Below are 18,167 nucleotides of genomic sequence, written 5' to 3' on the forward strand. Positions count from 1 at the left end.
CGGTTGTAGGTTTCTTGTATCGGCATGAGTGATGCTGCCCTGCGTGTCCCACCACCACTGGAGGTCTTGACGTGACGCGTACCGGACGGGTTTCCCGTCGGCAACTGCTGGGTTTCGGCGGCGCGAGTGCCGCGGCCGTGCTGCTGGGCAACGGGGTTTGGGACGCGGCGAGTGCCTATGCCGCGCCGGCCGGGACCGGCAACCCGTTCACCCTGGGGGTCGCTTCCGGTGATCCGTCGGCGGACGGTGTCGTTCTGTGGACCCGGCTGGCCCCGGATCCGTTCGCTGTGGACGGTGCGGGTGGGATGCCCGCGACACCGGTGCGGGTGGAGTACGAGGTCGCCGTGGACGAGCGGTTCCGGGGCGTGGTGCGCCGCGGCAGTGTGATCGCCATGCCGGAGCTCGGGCACTCGGTGCACCCGGAGATCCACGACCTGGCACCGGGACGTGAGTACCACTACCGGTTCCGGGTGAACGGGGAGATCTCGCCGGCCGGGCGGACCAGGACCATGCCCGCCCTGTGGTCCGAACCACGGGAGCTGAACTTCGCCTTCGCGTCCTGCCAGGCGTGGCAGGACGGGTACTTCACCGCGTACGACCACATGGCCGCCGAGGACCTGGATTTCGTGGTGCACCTCGGCGACTATATCTACGAGTACGGTGTGCGCACGAACAAGCGCGGCGTCACGACCGATTCCCGGTTCCACACCGAGACCTTCGACCTGGCCCGTTACCGGCTGCAGTATGCGCTCTACAAGGCGGAAGCACCGTTGCAGGCCGCACACGCCAGGTTCCCGTGGATCATGACGTTCGACGACCACGAGGTGGAGAACAACTGGGCGAGCGACCTCTCCCAGGCGGACACCGAGCCCGATCAGGACCCGGCGGTGTTCCGGCAGCGCAGGGCCGCGGCTTTCCAGGCCATGTACGAGAACGCTCCGCTGCGGCGCGCGCAGATGCCGTCCGGCCCGGACGTCCGCATGCACCGCAGGCTGAACTACGGGCGGCTCGCGGACCTCACCATGATCGACACGCGGCAGTACCGCGACGACCAGCCGTGCGGCGACGGCATGGGCACCGGCTGCGCCGACCGGCTCGACACCGAGCGCACGATTCTCGGTGCCGAGCAACGGAAGTGGCTGCTCGACGGGTTCAGCTCGTCGCGGGCCCGCTGGCAGATCCTGGGCAACCAGGCGCCGATCGGGCAGACCGACCACGATCCCGGCCCGGGCGTCACGGTCTGGTACGACCCGTGGGACGGTTACGTGGCCGACCGCAACCGGGTGCTGGCCGCCGCGCAGGACCGCAACGTCCGCAACCTCGTGGTGATCACGGGTGACCGGCACCAGAACTACGCGTGGGACCTCAAGCGTGACTTCGAGGACCCGGATTCGCCCACTGTGGCCAGTGAGTTCGTCGGCACGTCCATCAGCAGCGGTGCCGACGGCGCGGACATGAACGACGACGGTGTCAAGTTCCTCGCCGCCAACCCGCACATGAAGTTCTTCAACGCCCAGGGCGGATACGTCCGGGTGAACGTCGACCGGCGGCGCTGGCGCAGCGACTTCCGGGTCCTGCCGTACGTGACCAGGCCGGGTGCGCCGATCTCCACGAGGGCGAGCTATGTCGTGGAGGACCGGCGTCCCGGCGTGCAGGAGGCCTGACATCGTCAGGCGCGGCCGTGCGCCGCTCGGGATCGGCGTGCCACCGAATCCAGTGAGACCGCCAGGGCGAGGACCAGACCGGTCACCATGAACCGGAAGGACGAGTTGAGGTCCAGCAACGTGAGCCCACTGGAGATGGACTGGATCACCACGATCCCGAGCAGCGCGGAGAAGGCGCTGCCGCGCCCGCCGAACAGGCTCGTGCCGCCGATCACCGCGGCCGCGATGGCGTTGAGGTTGACGTCACCGGCACCGGTCGCCTGGTTCGCCGCCGCCAGCCGCGCGGCGGCGAGCAGGCCACCGAGCGCCGCGAGCGTCGAGCACAGCATGAACACCGAGGTGTACATGCGCTTCACGTTGATCCCGGCGCGGCGTGCCGCTTCCACATTGCCGCCGATGGCGAAAACCGAACGGCCCCAGCCGGTTCGGGTGAGGACGTAGTTCATCACCAGCACCAGCGCCACGAAGCTGACGACCATCCAGCCGACGCCCCTGGCCTCGTTGAGGTACCAGACCGCGAAGCCGAGTCCGATCAGGACCGCCAGGCTTCGGACCACCAGGACCTTGGTCGAACGCGCCGAAAGCCCCGCGGCACGGCGGGCCCGGGCCAGCGAGTACCCGGTGATGAAGATCCAGACCGCGGCGACGGCGACGAGCACGTACGACAACCACGCCGGCACGAACGCCAGTTGCGCGAAGTGCACGAGGTCGGAGTCGAACGGCAGGTTGACCGCGCCCTTGCTGCCGAGCAGCCACAGTTGCAGGCCAAGGAATCCGAGCAGACCGGCGAGCGTGGCGACAAAACTCGGCACACCGAGCCGGTTGACCATCTGCGCGTAGATCCAGCCGATCACCGCGCCGGAGCCGATGGCCGCGGCCATCGAGAGCCACAGCGACCAGCCCGCGTTGACGTAGGTGATCGCGGTGATGGCCGCCGAGAGCCCGCTGACCGAACCGACCGACAGGTCGATTTGGCCGACCAGCAGGACACCCACGATGCCCAGCGCGATGACACCCACCGACACGCTTTCCATCAGCAGGTTCACCAGGTTGGCGCTGGAGAGGAAAACCGGGTTCAGCGCCTGGAAGACCGACCAGATGACCGCGAGCCCGACGACGATCGGGAGGACCCCCAGGTCTCCCGAGCGGATCCGGTCGAGCACAGCGGTCGGCCGGAGGCGTTCGTCCCGCATGTCCAGAGCCCGCTCAGGAAGCACTGTTGTGTCAGACATCGGCCTTGCTTTCCCTTCGGCTCGCGCGCCTCGTCACCACGTTGTCCGTCGCGCCGGTGATCGCGGCGATCAGCGTTTCGTTGGACACCTCGGCCGCGTCGAAGACGCCGTTGTCGCGGCCCAGCCGCAGCACGGCGATCCGGTCCGCGACCGCCCGGACGTCCTCCATGTTGTGGCTGATCATGATCACGCCGAGACCACGGTCCCGCAGGCGTTCGATGAGGTTGAGCACCTCGGCCGTCTGCTCGACGCCGAGTGCCGCGGTCGGCTCGTCCAGGATGATCACCTTGGGATCGCCCAGCAGCGACCGGGCGATCGCCACCGTCTGCCGTTGCCCGCCCGACAGTGACGCCACCGGAATGCGAACCGTCGGGATCTTCGCCGACAGTTCCCGCAGCAGCTCCCACGACCGCGTCTCCATGGCGACCTCGTCGAGCCTGCCGCGGCGCAGTTCCCTGCCGAGGAACAGGTTCTCCACCACGTCCAGGTTCTCGCACAGCGCGAGGTCCTGGAACACGGTCGCGATGCCCAGGGTGTGCGCCTCGGCCGGGCTGCCGATCGTGACTTCCGCACCCGCGAACGTGATCGTCCCGGCGGACGGGCTGTGCACGCCCGACAGCACCTTGACCAGAGTGGACTTCCCGGCTCCGTTGTCGCCGACGACGGCGACCACCTGACCTGCCGCCACGTCCAGGGAGACGTCCGTCAACGCGGCGACCGCGCCGAAGTTCTTGCTGATGCCCCGCAGTGAGAGGATGGCTGACATCAGGCGACACCGTGCTTGCCGCACGCGGCGGCGTACTCGGGCGTGCACACGTCGGCCGGCTTGATCTGCTCGGACTTCTTCAGCACGTCGGCGATGTTGTCCAGGGTGACCACGGTCGGGTCGAACAGTTGCGACGGCGTGTCGAACAGGGTCGTCCTGCCGGCGGGCTTCTCGCCCTTGACGAACTGGTACGCCACTTCGGCCGCGGCCTCGGCGACGATCTTGATCGGCTTGGAGATGGTGTTGTACTGGTCACCCGCGACGATCCGCTGTGCCGCGGCGACCTCGAAGTCGTTGCCGGTGATCGGCGGGACCGTGACCCCGGCCGCCTTGAACGCGGCGATCGCGCCGCCGCCCGTGCCGTCGTTGGCGGCCACCACACCGGCGATCTGGGTGCCGAAGCGGGTGATCTGACCGCTCACCCAGTCCTGTGCCTTGGCCGGGGCCCAGTCCGGGGTGTCGAACTCGGCCAGCAACGGGAAACCGCTCGAGTCGATGGCGGTGTGGATGCCCTTCTTGATCAGACCGGCGGCCGCGTCCGTGGGGGAGCCGTTGACCTGCAGCAGGCCGCCGGTGGCGCCGGACTTCCTCAGCCTGTCCACCAGGGACTGGCCGATGCTCTGGCCGATCTTCTCGTTGTCGAAGGAGATGTAGTAGTCCGCCGGGGTGGCGGGGATCGGCCGGTCGTACGCGATCACGGGCACGCCCTGCGACCGTGCGGTGTTGACGATGCCCGCGGCGGCGGCCGAGTCCACCGGGTCGATCACGATCGCCTTGACGCCCTGGGCCAGCGCCGAGTTCGCTTGCTGCTGCTGGCGGGACGCGTCGGCGTTGGCGTTCTGGTAGATCACTTCACAGTCCGCGCACAGCTGCTTCATCTTGGCCTTGAACAGCGGACTGTCGTACAACTCGTAGCGGGTCGACGCGATGTCCGGCATCAGGAAGGCGATCTTGGCGCCTTGCGCGCCGCCGCCGCTGTCGTTCGGCGAGGAACAGGCGGGCACGGCGAGGGCGAGCGCGGTGACGAGAACGGCGAGTCGGCGCATGGGATTTCCTTTCAAGGCACGATCACGCGGTTGAGCGAGAGCAGGGCGGCGGGTTCGGCAGGATCGGCGGGCAGCTTGATCTCGGTGACCTGGACGTTCTCCAGGCGCGGGAAGACACGCCGGTACGAGGACAACGGCAGGCCGAGCAACGAGCACAGCGCGAGCCGCAACAACGTGCTGTGCGCCACGACCAGGACCGTGTGGCCGTCGTGTTCGGCGTTCAGCTCACGCAATGCCGCGACAGCACGAGCGGCGGCCTCGGCGGGCGGCTCGGCTTCTGGAAACACGTTCGCCACGGGATCGGCCCGGAACTGCCGCACCAGCTCCGGGTCCATCTCGGCGATCGTGCGACCTTCCAGTTCGCCGAAGTCGGCCTCGTGCAGCGAGGGGACCACCTGAACGGTCAGGCCGAGCGCTTCGGCGGCCGGGGTGGCGGTGCGCAGTGCCCGCTCCATCGGGGAACTGGCGACGACCTCCACACCCTCGGAGGCGACACCTTTGGCGAGCGACTCGACCTGGCGCAGTCCGTTCGCCGACAGGCCGGGGTTGCTGCGCGCACCGGCGTACCGGTTGTCCTGGTGCCACAGGGTTTCCGCGTGCCGGACCAGCAACAGCCGTGCGCTCATCGCAGCACCTCCGGGTTGGCGCAGTTGGCCGGTGGTTCGCCACGCAGCCAGCGCGCCGCCTCGGCGGTGACCATGCGTGCCGCATTGGCCGCCACAGCACGGCTCGCGCCGGCGAGATGAGGTGTCATGACGACGTTCGGCGCGCTGCGCAGCGGATGATCAGCGGGCAGTGGTTCGACGTCGTACACGTCAAGTCCCGCGGCGAACAGATGCCCACTGTTCAGGGCCTCAGCGAGCGCGGTGTAGTCGAGAAGACCGCCACGGGCGCAGTTGACCAGAACCGAGCCAGGCGGCATCGCAGCCAGTTCGTCCGCACCGATGATCCCCTCGGTCTCCGGTGTCAGCCGCGCGTGCAGCGAGACCACTGTGGACGAAGCGAGCAGCTCCTTCAGCGGCACCACCCGTACACCCTCAGGCAACTGCTTGGCATATGGGTCCGCCACGAGCACCTTGGCGCCCATCGCCGTCAGCGCCGCTGCCACCCTGCCGCCGATGGCACCCGCGCCGATCAGGCCGACGGTGCTGCCGGAGATCTCCAGCCCGGTCTCCTCGTACGCGAACAGACTGCTCTCCCAACGGCCGGCCGCCAGGCCGTTGTGTGCCTGCGGGATGCGGCGCATGGCCGCGAGCATCAGTCCGATCGTGTGCTCGGCGGTCGACTCGGCGTTGCGGCCCGGCGCGAACGTCACCGCGACGCCGTGTTCGGTCGCCGCGGCGAGATTGGCGTTCACCGGCCCGCCACGGGACACCGCGAACAGCTCCAGATCCGGGCACGCCTTGAGGACACGTTCGGTCAACGGAGCCATCTGTGTCAGGCAGACCTTGACGCCTTGCAACGCCTCGATGAGCTCGTCCTCCGAGCCGGACGCCTCGTCTACTTCGGACACGCGGCCGAACGGCACGTGCGGCCACGGCAGCTCCAGCTCGCGGATCGCCCACTCCGCCGGGTCGAGCCGCGCACGCAGCAGCCGGTTCAGCACGAAGTGGTCACCGGCCAGCAGGATCGGTCGTGTCACTGCTCATCCCTCCCGCACGACGATTCGGTGGTCGAGCCAGCCACGTTCGGCCAGCTCGGCGACAAAGGCCCGATACGCGGGCGTGAGCGCCTCATGCCTGGTGAGATCCGGTTCCAGGGTGCGGCGCAGCCGGACGAGGTCGCGTGCGGCGCCTGGTATGTCGCCGGAATGCGCCCCCGCGGCCAGCACAGCCATGCCCAAAGCCGGTTCCGGGTTCTCCGGCAGCCGCACGGGAACCCCGAGCACGTCACAGCGCAACTGGTTCCACCACTCGTTGCGCGCGGCGCCGCCGGTCAGCGTCACAGGCCCACCGACGTCCGCTCCCGCCTCGGCGAGCAGGGCGAACGACAGTCGCTCGATGTGCGCCACGCCGGTGCACACCGCCGCGAAAAGCTCAGCGGGATCTCCGGTCGCCACAAGCGGTCCGGCGCGGTAGAAACCCCGCGCTTCCGTTGCCACGAAGGGAAACCGCTCGCCCTGACCGACTAACGGATAGCACAACGGCACGTCCCGCACCTTCGCCGCCGCGGCCGTCAACGCATCGAGGTCCGCGTCGGGGAACAGCGCACGAATCGCGCCCGCGCCGGTGCTCGAAGCGCCGCCAGGCAGCCAGTAGTCGCCGTGCGGAGCCCGATGCGAGTACACAGCTCCCGTAGGATCGTGCGGCAGCGACTTGCTGACGCCCTTGAGCGCCAACGTCGTACCGAGCACGGAGTTCCATTCGCCGACGCCCAGAGCGCCCGCCGCGAGTTGCGCGGCGCACCCGTCGGTCATCCCGGCATACACAGGCGTGCCGACTGGCAGTCCGGTACGGGCCGACGCCTCGGCGCACACCTCGCCCAGCACGGTTCCCGGCCGCACGACATCAGGCAGGACCGCCGGATCGATCCCGACGCGGTCGAGGATTCCGGCCGGCCACCGGTCGTCGATCAGGTCGTACCCGGTCTTCAGCGCATGGCTGGAATCGCTGGCGACCGGATGACCGACGAGTCCCGCGGTCACCACATCGGGCTGGTGCGCCAGTCGCGCGCCGCCGCCGAGTTCGCCTTCCTGGAGCCACCACAGCAACTTCGGCAACGCCCACGCGGGCTGCATGCGGTAACCGAGACGGCTCCACAGGTCGCTGCCCGCGTCCTGGGCGATCGCGGCCAGCGGGCCGGCGCGTGAGTCGTCGTACATCAGACCGGGCGAACGGTAGCTTCCGTCAGGTCCTGTCAGCAGCACGGTTCCGGACGTGGCGCATGTCGCTATCCCGCCGATCTGCTTGCTCCGCAGGGAAACCGTCAACTCGGCCAGTGCGTCGGCGGTCAGGTTCCACCACGCTGCGGGGTCCTGCTCGTGACGGTTTCCGTCGTGCGAGCCGGTCAGTGGGCGGGACGTGGCCGCGAGCGTCCGGCCGTGGGCGTCGACAGCCAGTGCCCGGATGCTCTGCGTGCCAAGGTCGACGCCGATCCACACGAGGTCAGACACCTGAGGACCGCCAGTCTGCCCAGCGTGTGGCGGCAAGCTCCCGGGTGGCGAGGAACTCGGCGTGCTCACGGTCGTGGAACTCGCGGACGGTCTCGTCCGGCAGGAACCGGTGCCGTTCCCGGACCAGCGCGGCGGCGGCCGCACTGAGATCCGGATAGTCGCCCAAAACGGTCGACGCGAACACCATCGCGCCCTTCGCGCCGACCTGAGTGTCCTCAGTGCACACCGCGGGCACTCCGCAGACGTCCGCGATCAGCTGGCACCACAGGGCACTTGCCGTGCCGCCGCCGCACAACCCGAGTTCGACCGGCCGATGCGGCGCGGCTTGCAGGCAGTCGCGGATGACGTGCGCGAGTCCTTCGAGGGTCGCCCTGGCCAGGTGTGATCGCCCGTGGCCGAACATCATCCCGGTGACGAGCCCGCTGGCCGCCGGATCGAGGAACGGCGCTCGTTCACCCGCGGGCGACAGGTACGGCAGAACCCTTAAACCGTCGGCACCCGGCGGTGCTTGCGAGGCCAGTTCGGACACTTCCGCGTGGCTCGTCAGCCCCAGCAGGCCGACCAGCCAGTCGATCACGCCCGTCCCGGCGAGCGTGGGAAACGACCGCATCAGCAGGCCGGGCACGCCGAAGTCGAGCGTCAGACCGGACGGCTCGCCTGACGTGTCCGGCGCGTCGACCAGGGTTTCGGTGCACAGCGTCGTGCCGAGGATGCATGTCGCCTGGCCCGCGACGGTGGTTCCGGTGCCCAGTGCGGTGGTCACGATGTCGTACGGCGCCAGGACAACCGGTGTGCCGAGAGGAAGGCCCAGCTCGGCTGTGGTGAGCTCGTGTACCTGGCTTTCCAGGATCGGCGGTAACAGACGCCGGGGAAGGCCGTAGAGGTCCATGAGCGCGTCCGAGTACTCGCCGGTCCGGATGTCGAGCCACGGCGCGGACGCTTCTGACTTCTCGATGCCGAGCGTTCCGGTGAGCCGGAGGAACAGCCAGCTGCCGCACGTCAGTACGGCATGTGTGGACTCGTCCACCTCGATGGCACGCAGGATCGCGTTCGGCAGACCGGCGTTGGTCAACGAACCGTTGATCCGATAGGCCTCGTCCAACACCCCGTCGGCCCGCCACCGGCGCACGACATCCGCGGCACGCCCGTCGTTCCACAACACCGCGGGCCGCACTGGGCGGTGGTCACGGTCGACGAGCCAGGCACCATCTCCCTGTGCCGTAAGAGCAAGGAGCCGGACGGGTCGCGGAACTCGTCGCACCGCCTCGTTGACAGTGGCCACGACCGCGGCCCACACCTCGTGCATGTCCTGCTCGGCGTGCTCCCGGCGCGGGTGCCGCACCTCGGTGTCGCGGTGGGTGACCAGAAGTTCCCGGCCGGCCGAGTCGAACACGACCGCCTTGATCACGGTGGTGCCCGCGTCCACGCACACCACGACCGGCTCGTCCTGCACCACCGCGCACCTCTTCCGCCTCGAAGGGATGCGGTATTACAAGCCGAGCACGCAGAACTTCGCAAGTTTTAACATTGATCTTGATCGTGTCAGTGCGACATCAGCAGGTAGTGGCTGTTATGCCTGGATAACAAGGTGGTAGAACTTCACATCACTTCGCAGACCTACTCGACAACGTCGACCTGGGCTCCCCGCGCCCGCAACTGCCGGACAGTGGACGGTGAGGTGCCGTTGTCCACCACCACCCGGTCGAGCCGGGTGAGGTCGACGAGGCGGTGCAGGGCCCGTCGTTCGAACTTGGTGTGATCGATCATGGCGACGCTGCGTGCGGCCGACGCGATCAGCGCGCGCCGGGTGATCACTGTGTCGAGGCCCTGGATGTAGCAGACGCCGTCGCTCACCGCGGTGGTCGACAGGAACAGCAGGTCGGTACGCAGTCCCGCGGCCGCGTCCGCCGTGGCCTGTCCCAGGAACGAGTCGTACGCGGCGTCGTAGTGGCCACCCAGCCCGATCAGGTCGATCCCCGGCTGTGCGGCCAGTGCGCGGATCACCGGCAGGAAGTGCGTCACCACCGTCAGCGGAGCCCGTTGGGGCAGCAGGCGAGCGAGCATGAGCGACGTCGTGCTGTCGTCGAGCGCGATGACCTGGCCTGGCTCGACCTCGGTGGCGAGCACCTCACGGGCGATGGCGAGCTTGGCGTCCACCTGGGCCTGCATGCGGTGGTCGAGGTCGCCGTGGAACGTCTTGGTCGGCGCGCTCGTCGCACCGCCGCGGACCTTGTGCAGGAAGCCTTGCTTCTCCAGTTCGTCCAGGTCGCGGTGCACGGTCATGATGCTCACGCCGTACTGCTCGGCGAGCGTGTCCACCCGGACGAACCCCACCTCGGCCACCTGACGGCGCATGGCCGCGCGCCGCAACTCGGGGTTGCGGCGCGCGCCGTCCGCGTCGAAGAGATCACCAACCACGCCACCAGCATGACACGCCAGTCAGCTGAACACGGTCGCACCGGGAATGGCGTCCAGCAGTTGCCGGGTGTACGGGTCCGCAGGCGAATCGAGCACTTGCCCGACCGGTCCCTGCTCGACCACGCGACCGCCGCGCATCACCACGACATCGTGCGCGATGGACCGGACGACCGCGAGGTCGTGCGAGATGAACAGGTAACTCAGGCCGAGTTCCCGCTGGAGGTTCTCCAGCAGCCGCAGAATCTGGTCCTGCACAAGCACGTCCAGCGCCGACACAGCCTCGTCACAGACGACCAGCCGTGGTTCCGGCGCGAGGGCCCGTGCGATGGCGACTCGTTGCCGTTGCCCGCCGGACAACTCGTTCGGATACCGCTGGGCCATCGCGGGCGAGAGCCCGACCTGGTCCAGCAGTTGCGAGACACGGGCCCGGCGCGAGGCGCGGTCGCCGATACCGAAGATCCGCAACGGTTCGGTGATCAGACGCTCCACAGTGAACATCGGGTCGAGCGAACCGTACGGGTCCTGGAAGACCGCCTGCATCGCCCGGCGCCTGCCACGACGCGTGCCGTCCGTGCCGTTCAAGCGGATCGTCCCGGCGGTCGGCGTGACGAGACCGAGCACCATGTGGGCGGTGGTGGTCTTGCCGGAGCCGGACTCGCCGACGATCGCGGTCGTCTGCCCGCGCTGCACGGTGAAGGAGACGTCATCCGCGGCACGCAGCGCGCCACCGCCGCCCCGGATCCGGTACTCCTTCGACACCCCAACGACTTCCAGCACGGGCTCGGCTGTCCTGCGGTCGCGGGGCGGGGTGGTGGTGAGTGAGGGCGCGGCGGCGACAAGCCGTTTGGTGTAGTCGTGGTCCGGGGCGGTGAGGATCTGACGCGCCGGTCCGGCTTCGACGACCTTGCCCTCGGACATCACCACCACGTGGTCGGCGCGGTCGGCCGCGAGGCCGAGGTCGTGGGTGACCAGCAGCAGCGCCGTGCCCAGGTCCTGGGTCAGTTTCTCCAGGTGGTCGAGGATCTGGCGTTGCACGGTCACGTCCAGCGCCGAGGTCGGTTCGTCGGCGATCAGCAGATCGGGGCGGCACGCCAGGCCGATCGCGATCAGCACTCGTTGCCGCATGCCGCCGGAGAACTCGTGCGGATACTGCCGGGCGCGCCTGCCGGGATCGGGCAGTCCGGCCTCCGCCAGGATCTCCACGGCACGGTCCTTGGCCTCCCTGCGACTGGCCAAACCGTGTGCCACCAGGGTTTCGGCGACCTGACGGCCGATCCGCGCCACCGGGTTCAGGTTCGACATCGGGTCCTGCGGGACGAGCCCGATCTGACGTCCCCGTAAGGCACATAACCGTTTCTCCCCGGCGTGGGTGATGTCCTCGCCGCGGAAACTGATCCGCCCGCCGGTCACCCGGCCGGCTCCCGGCAGCAGCCCCATGACCGCGTGCGCGGTCGTCGACTTGCCTGACCCGGACGCTCCGACGACCGCGACCCGTTCCCCGGGCATCAGCCGCAGACCGGCACCCCGTACGGCGGGCACGTCGCCGAAGGACACCTGGAGATCGGTGACTTCCAGCAGCGGCTCGGTCATCGGCCCTCCCTGTGGGACGTCTTCGGATCAAGGGCGTCCCGCAGCGCGTCGCCGAACAGGTTGAACCCCAGGCAGATCAGCGCGATGGCGATGCCCGGGAACACGCCGGGCCAGACCGTGCGGAACAGGTACTGCTGGGCGTCGGACAACATGATGCCCAGGCTCGGGTCCGGCGGCTGGATGCCCAGGCCGAGGAACGACAGGATGGCCTCACCGAGCACCGCGGACGGCATGATCACCGTGGCCTGCACGATGATCGCGGACAACGCGTTGGGCAGGACGTGCCCGCCGAGGATCCGGCCGGCGCCCGCGTCCATCGTGTGCGCGGCCAGGACGAAGTCGGACTCCTTGAGCCGCAACGTCTCGGCTCGCACGACACGGATCATGGTCGGGATGTTGGCGATCCCGAGCGCGATGGCCGCGTTGCCGATGCCACCGCCGTTGATCGCGGCCAGGCCCACCGCCACGATGAGGAACGGGAACGCGAGCATCACGTCGGCGAGCCGTGACACCACCGCGTCCAGCCACCGCCAGTAGCCCGCCAGCAGTCCCAAGGGGACACCGACGACCACGGCCAGCAGCACCGACAACACGCCGACCTCGAGCGAGGCCCGCGTTCCGTGCAGCACACGGGACAGCACGTCCCGGCCGAGATCGTCGGTGCCCAGCGCGAACCCGACGGTGAACGGCTGCTGGAACGGCGTGGTGAAGTGCACCTGGGACGGTGGGTAAGGCGCGAGCCACGGCGCGAACACCCCGGCGACGATCACGATCAGCAGCAGCACGCCGCCGACCACGCCCAGCGGGTTGTGCCACAGCTTGCGCAGCACGCGGCCGCGAACACGCCCGAGTGCGACGGGTGCCACCGGATCGACGGCCGTCATGACGTCCTCCCAGAGACGCGCATCCGCGGATCGATGACCGTGTAGAGGAAGTCGACCAGCAGGTTGATCACGATGTACGCGGCGGTGATCACCAGCACGACCGCCTGGATCACCGGGTAGTCGCGGGTGAACACCGAGTCGAGGGTGAGCTTGCCGATGCCCGGCAGACTGAAGATCCGCTCGGTCACGACCGCGCCGGCGATCAGCCCGCCCAGTTGCAGGCCGACGATCGTGGTCACCACGATCAGGCTGTTGCGCAGGCCGATCCGGAAGATCACCGCGGCCCGGCCGAGGCCTTTGGCCCGCGCGGTGCGCACGAAGTCGGCGGTGAGCGTCTCGACCATCGAGGACCTGGTCTGCCGTTGCACCACAGCGGCATGCGTCAGGCCGAGGATCAGCGCGGGCAGCGTGAGGTAGTAGACGCCACGCAGCGGATGCTCGAAGGGGGAGACGTACCCGGACGCGGGAAACCACCCCAGTTGCACGGAAAGGTACAGCACGGCCAGGATGCCGAGCCAGAACGTGGGCACGGACAAGGCGAACAACGAGAACCCGTTGGCCGTCCACTCCGGCCAGCGACCACGGAACACCGCCGCCACCACGCCCGTGGCCAGGCCCAGCAGCAGCGCGATCAGCATCGCGTAGATCGCGAGCTGGATCGTGACCGGCAACGTGGCCCCGAGCATCTCGCTGACCGGCGTGCCGGTGCGGATCGACTTGCCGAAGTCACCGACGACCGCGTTGCCCATGAACTTCAGGTACTGCACCACAATGGACTCGTCCAGGCCCAGTTCGGCGCGGACGGCGGCGACGGTGGCCGGGTCCGCCTCCTCACCGGCCATGGCCAGCGCGGGATCGCCCGGCAACGCGCGGACACCGATGAACACGATGATCGACGCGAGCACCAGGGTGAGCGCGGACTGCCAGAGCCGGTGGAACAGGTAGCGCGCCACTATCCCTCCTGACTTTCGACGAACGCGGCCTTGCCGAGGCGCACCACGCCGTCGGAGTAGACCTCGACACCGGCGACCCGCCGGGTGTGCACGGTCAGATTGCGCAGCCGATAGGTGTAGACGATTGGATTCTGGCGCTGGATCACCTCGACGGCCCTGCCGTACAACTCGGCCCGCTGCTTGACATCCGTGACGCGGGACGCCTGGGCCAGCAGGTCGTCCAGCTCCTTCGAGGAGAAGCCGCCGTAGTTGGCGGCCGCGCCGGTGGTCAGGAAGCGTGTCATGTTGCCGTCCGGGTCGATCCGGCCGGACCAGCCCAGTTGCAGCAGTTCGAAGTCACCGCGTTTCTGCACGTCCAGCAACGTCGAGTACTCGACCGGGGTGATCCGCAGGTCGAACCCGCCCTCCGCGACACTGGCCTGCAGTGCCTGCGCGTACCGCAACTGGTCCTGCGAGTTGGTGACCTGGAGGTTCACCGGGTACGGGATCGGCACGCCGGCCTCCGCCAGCAACTGGCGTGACCGCGCCGGATCGAACTTCTGGCACGCGTTGCTCGCGGTCGAGGCGTACGGGCTCTGCGGTGCGATGGGCGAGCACGCGGCGTCGAACCAGTTGTTGAACACGGTGTTGACGAGGGTCTCGCGGTCCACAGTGAGCACGAACGCCTCCCGCACCCGGGGATCGCGCGCCAGCGGGGTGTCGATCGGCTTCGGCGGCTTCCCGGCACCGTCCACATTGCCCGTGTTGATCGTGACGCCCTGGTAGCCGAGCGATCCCGCCTGCAGCACCCGCAACGACTTGTCCTTGGCGAGCGCGTCGACGTCCTGCGGCGAGATGGTGTCGGCGACCTGCACGTCGCCCGAGCGCAGGTTCGCGGCGCGGCTGTTGGCGTCCTGCATGATCCGGTAGACGATCCGGTCGAGGTGGACCTTGGCCGCGTCGTGGTACAGCGGGTCACGGGTCACCTCGATCGAGGTCTGCGGAATCCGCCGGACGAACTTGAACGGGCCGACGCACACCGGCGCGTCGCCGAAGTCGTCCCCCTTGGCGGCCAACGCGGCCGGCGACATGATCATCCCGGCGCGGTCCGCGAGCGCCGCCGTGATCGGTGCGAACGGCCGCTTGTAGCGGATCACCACGGTGTCCGGGCCGGGCGCCTCGATGCTCTCGATCGGCCCGATCTCGCTGGCGCGCTGGGATGTCTTCAGGGTGAGGTGCCGGTTCAGGCTCGTCCGCACGGCTGCCGCGTCGAACGGCGCGCCGTCGGCGAACTTGATCCCGGTACGGACCGGGATCGTCACCGTGAGGCCGTCCGGGGAGATCGTCGGCAGTGCGCCGGCCAACTGGGGCACGACCTGCCCGCGGGAGTCGAGGTCGTACAGCTTCTCGCAGATCGAACTCATCACGTAGCGCGTGTAGAGCGAACTGGAAGTGGTCGGGTCGAGCCGGTCGGGTTCGGACGACAGGCCCATCACCAGCTCACCGCCCGGCTGGACCCGCTGGTCGCCGAGGGGTGTGCCGAAGTCGTCGGTGTGCTCGCCGCTGGAGGTGACCGCCTGGATCGGGACACAGGCGGCCAGGGTGGCGGCGGCGGTCGCGATCACGAGCACCCGGGAACGTCGCATGGCCAGTAACGTACGACACTGTTTCGCCGTTTTGCATTTCGAAAGAGTTAAAATATTTCGCCTGGAAAAGGGCATGGAAAATAGCGGTCCGGCGGAGAGGGACCGCTATTTTCCAGCGCGGCACTAGCGCCCTGCGGCGTAGCCCTGCATACCGCGCGGGTTCGCGCCCGCGGACAACACGCCGGTTTCCGGATCACGGGCGACGGCGCACAATCTGCCTTCCGACCAGGGCTCGTCAACGGTCACCTGATGTCCGCGACGGGTGAGCCCGGCGATCGCCTCGTCGCCGATCCGCGATTCCACCGTGACGCTGCCCGGCACGGTCTCACGCGGGTAGAAAGAGCTCGGGAAACTGTTGGTGTGCCAGTTCGGTGCGTCGATCGCGCCCTGCAGGTCGAGCCCGCCGCGGACGTTTTCCCGGAGTGCGACCGCGACGAAGAAATTGAGGCTCCACTGGTCCTGCTGATCGCCGCCCGGCGTGCCGAACGCCAGCACCGGTTCGCCGCCGCGCAGCGCCAGCGAGGGCGTCAGCGTCGTGCGCGGCCGTCGCCCGGGTACCAGCGAGTTCGGCAGTCCCGGCTCCAGCCACATCATCTGCAGCCTGGTGCCGAGCGGGAAACCGAGGCTCGGCACGACCGGGTTGGACTGCAGCCAGCCGCCGCTCGGCGTGGCCGCGACCATGTTGCCCCAGCGGTCGGCCACATCGACGTGGCAGGTGTCGCCGCGAGTCTGGCCGTTCTTGGCCACTGTCGGTTCGCCGACGCCCGCGACCGAAGGCACGTCGATCAGGCTGCCGTCGGTCACGGCCTTGGGCAGCCGCGGCGCGCGTCCGTCCGGGCTGCCCGGCCTCAGCTCGAACGACGCGGTCTCGCCGATGAGCGCACGGCGGGCGTCGTTGTAGTCCTTGGCCAGCAACGCGTCTGTGGTCACGTCGGCGCTGTCGCCGTACCACGCCTCACGGTCGGCCATCGCGAGCTTCGTGCCCTCGATGAGCGTGTGCAGGTAGTCCGGCGTGCCGTATTCCAGGCCGTCGGGCAACAGTGCGAGTTGCTGGAGGAAGGCCGGGCCCTGGCTCCATAGCCCGGCTTTGGCCACCGTCCACCCGTTCCAGTCGTACGTGACCGGATCTTCGTAGGTCGCCTCGAACCCCGCGAGGTCGTCGGCGGTGAGGGTGCCGGCGTGCCGTTCGCCCGACGTGTCCAATGTGGGCTGTGCGGCCGCTTCGGCGAGCGCCTCGGCGATGAACCCCTCGCGCCAGACCTGGCGGGCCTTGTCGATCTGGGCCTCCCGGGTCGGGCCGGTGGCCTCCTTGACCACCCGCCGCCAGGTGTTCGCCATCGCCGGGTTGCGCAGCAGCGCGCCGGGTGCCGGGGCCTTGCCGTTCGTGAGGTACACCTCGGCCGAGCTGTGCCATTCGGTTTCGAACAGCTCGCGGACCGTTTCGACGGTCGCGCCGATCCGTTCGACGGCCGGGTGGCCGTTCTCGGCGTAACCGATGGCGTACTTGAGCACGTCGGCCAGCGGTTTGGTGCCGTGGTCACGAAGCAGCAGCAGCCAGGCGTCGAACGCGCCGGGAACGGCCGCGGCCAGCGGGCCGGTGCCGGGGACCAGGGGCAGTCCGAGCGACGTGTAGTGGTCGATCGTGGCGCCCGCCGGCGCGCCGCCTTGTCCACAGAGGACCTGCGGGCGGCCGCCCGCGGGGGCGATGATGATCGGGACCTCGCCGCCGGGTCCGTTGAGGTGCGGTTCGACCACGTGGAGCACAAAGGCGGCGGCGACCGCCGCGTCGAACGCGTTGCCGTCGTCCTCCAGCACCGCCATGGCCGTGGCCGAGGCGAGCCAGTGGGTGGAGGACACCATGCCGAAGGTGCCCTGCAGGGTGGGCCGGGTCGTGAACATCGGGTCCTTTCGCCTTCTTGCCTGGCAGTACACACCCCGGCCCGGTCGTGTGTCCAAGACATCTAAGACACCAGTCCTATAGCGTCTTGCTATGGAACGTCGTCAGCTTGAGTACTTCGTGGCCATCGTGGAGCAGGGCGGGTTCACCCACGCCGCTCGTGCGCTGCGCGTCGCCCAGCCGTCGTTGTCCCGGGCGATCACCAAGCTCGAGCACGAACTCGGCGTCGAACTGTTCCACCGGGTGGGCCGCAACGTCGTGCTGAGCAGCGCGGGGGAGATGCTCGCCGACCGGGCGCGGCTGGTCCTGCGTGACCTCGACGCCATGCGGGCGGCGGCACGGTCCATCGGTGAGGGCGCGGTCGGCCGGGTCGACGTCGCGGCGACGTCGTCCTCGGCGCTGGAACCCGTCACGAGCATCATCGCCGAGCTGCGCGAGCACCACCCGGGCGTGGTCGTCAGCACCTCGTCCGCCTTATCCGCGGCCGAAGTGATCGCCATGGTCGTGCAGGGCCGGTGCGAAGTCGGCGTCTGCGGCAACGCCGAACGCCCGACCGGCCGCGGGCTCGTGGCGCACCACCTGCGGGACGAGGAGTTCCTGCTCGTGGTCCCGCCGGGGGCGATCGTCTCGTCCGGGCCCGCGGTGTCGCCGGATCAGCTGCGCGGCATGCGGTTCGTGGTGACCAAGCCCGCGACGGCGGTCCGTGCGCTGTTCGACCGGCTCGCCGCGACCATCGGAGACATGGCCATCGCGGCCGAGGTGGGTGACCGCAGCGTGGTGCTGCCCATGGTGCTCAAGGGCATTGGCGCGGGACTGATGCCCGACGGCTGGGCCGACCTGGCACGGCGGGCTGGTGCCGAGGTCTACCGGTTCGACCCGGCGGAACGGCTCCCGCAGTGGCTGGTGCACCGGCGCGGCCAGCTGACCGCGGCGACCCAGGCCTTCGTCGACACCACGCTGGCGTCCGGGCGGGACTGACC

General features: G+C 69.1%; 15 protein-coding genes. 2 read left to right on the forward strand and 13 right to left on the reverse strand.

Features of this window, described 5'->3' with window-relative positions:
• Positions 1-71 precede the first annotated feature (71 nt).
• Positions 72-1,664: an alkaline phosphatase D family protein gene (locus GC106_RS23140; protein ID WP_173134386.1), complete on the forward strand. Its 1,593-nt coding sequence runs from the start codon at positions 72-74 to the stop codon at positions 1,662-1,664.
• Positions 1,665-1,669: 5 nt separating this feature from the next.
• On the opposite strand, the gene GC106_RS23145 is transcribed toward GC106_RS23140, so the two are convergent.
• The 13 genes from GC106_RS23145 to GC106_RS23205 form a co-directional block, all read right to left on the reverse strand.
• Positions 1,670-2,896 (reverse strand): sugar ABC transporter permease, encoded by a 1,227-nt coding sequence (locus tag GC106_RS23145; protein ID WP_173134389.1) that lies wholly within the window; start codon positions 2,894-2,896, stop codon positions 1,670-1,672.
• A complete protein-coding gene (locus GC106_RS23150) occupies positions 2,889-3,665 on the reverse strand; it encodes an ATP-binding cassette domain-containing protein (protein WP_217280875.1) in 777 nt (258 codons plus the stop codon). Before GC106_RS23150 ends, GC106_RS23145 begins: the two co-directional genes overlap by 8 nt.
• Complete coding sequence (locus GC106_RS23155; RefSeq protein ID WP_173134395.1) at positions 3,662-4,708, reverse strand: ABC transporter substrate-binding protein; 1,047 nt, start codon at positions 4,706-4,708, stop codon at positions 3,662-3,664. The genes GC106_RS23150 and GC106_RS23155 overlap by 4 nt, the downstream gene beginning before the upstream one ends.
• A gap of 11 nt (positions 4,709-4,719) precedes the next feature.
• Positions 4,720-5,334 (reverse strand): histidine phosphatase family protein, encoded by a 615-nt coding sequence (locus tag GC106_RS23160; protein ID WP_173134398.1) that lies wholly within the window; start codon positions 5,332-5,334, stop codon positions 4,720-4,722.
• Positions 5,331-6,350: a 2-hydroxyacid dehydrogenase gene (locus GC106_RS23165; protein ID WP_173134401.1), complete on the reverse strand. Its 1,020-nt coding sequence runs from the start codon at positions 6,348-6,350 to the stop codon at positions 5,331-5,333. The genes GC106_RS23160 and GC106_RS23165 overlap by 4 nt, the downstream gene beginning before the upstream one ends.
• A 3-nt stretch (positions 6,351-6,353) precedes the next feature.
• Positions 6,354-7,820, reverse strand: coding sequence for an FGGY-family carbohydrate kinase (locus GC106_RS23170; RefSeq protein WP_217280853.1), 1,467 nt, complete (start codon positions 7,818-7,820; stop codon positions 6,354-6,356).
• A complete protein-coding gene (locus tag GC106_RS49395) occupies positions 7,813-9,273 on the reverse strand; it encodes an FGGY-family carbohydrate kinase (protein WP_173134424.1) in 1,461 nt (486 codons plus the stop codon). Before GC106_RS49395 ends, GC106_RS23170 begins: the two co-directional genes overlap by 8 nt.
• A gap of 164 nt (positions 9,274-9,437) precedes the next feature.
• Positions 9,438-10,238, reverse strand: coding sequence for a DeoR/GlpR family DNA-binding transcription regulator (locus tag GC106_RS23180; RefSeq protein WP_312872797.1), 801 nt, complete (start codon positions 10,236-10,238; stop codon positions 9,438-9,440).
• Between the two features lie 21 nt (positions 10,239-10,259).
• Positions 10,260-11,828, reverse strand: a complete 1,569-nt coding sequence (locus GC106_RS23185) for a dipeptide ABC transporter ATP-binding protein (protein ID WP_173134427.1) — start codon at positions 11,826-11,828, stop codon at positions 10,260-10,262.
• Complete coding sequence (locus GC106_RS23190) at positions 11,825-12,712, reverse strand: ABC transporter permease (RefSeq protein WP_173134430.1); 888 nt, start codon at positions 12,710-12,712, stop codon at positions 11,825-11,827. The genes GC106_RS23185 and GC106_RS23190 overlap by 4 nt, the downstream gene beginning before the upstream one ends.
• Positions 12,709-13,665 carry an ABC transporter permease gene (locus tag GC106_RS23195; RefSeq protein WP_173134433.1) on the reverse strand — a complete coding sequence of 319 codons (957 nt, stop codon included), beginning with the start codon at positions 13,663-13,665 and terminating at the stop codon, positions 12,709-12,711. Before GC106_RS23195 ends, GC106_RS23190 begins: the two co-directional genes overlap by 4 nt.
• On the reverse strand, positions 13,665-15,290 hold the full coding sequence (locus GC106_RS23200) for an ABC transporter substrate-binding protein (RefSeq protein ID WP_173134436.1): 1,626 nt from the start codon (positions 15,288-15,290) through the stop codon (positions 13,665-13,667). The genes GC106_RS23195 and GC106_RS23200 overlap by 1 nt, the downstream gene beginning before the upstream one ends.
• 123 nt (positions 15,291-15,413) lie before the next feature.
• Positions 15,414-17,189: a gamma-glutamyltransferase family protein gene (locus GC106_RS23205; RefSeq protein WP_173134438.1), complete on the reverse strand. Its 1,776-nt coding sequence runs from the start codon at positions 17,187-17,189 to the stop codon at positions 15,414-15,416.
• Positions 17,190-17,280: 91 nt separating this feature from the next.
• On the opposite strand from GC106_RS23205, the gene GC106_RS23210 reads away from it, so the two are divergent.
• Complete coding sequence (locus tag GC106_RS23210) at positions 17,281-18,165, forward strand: LysR family transcriptional regulator (protein ID WP_173134441.1); 885 nt, start codon at positions 17,281-17,283, stop codon at positions 18,163-18,165.
• The last annotated feature ends 2 nt before the right edge of the window (positions 18,166-18,167 follow it).

The organism is Kibdelosporangium persicum (genome assembly GCF_013280595.1).
GTDB classification, from domain to species: Bacteria; Actinomycetota; Actinomycetes; order Mycobacteriales; family Pseudonocardiaceae; genus Kibdelosporangium; species Kibdelosporangium persicum.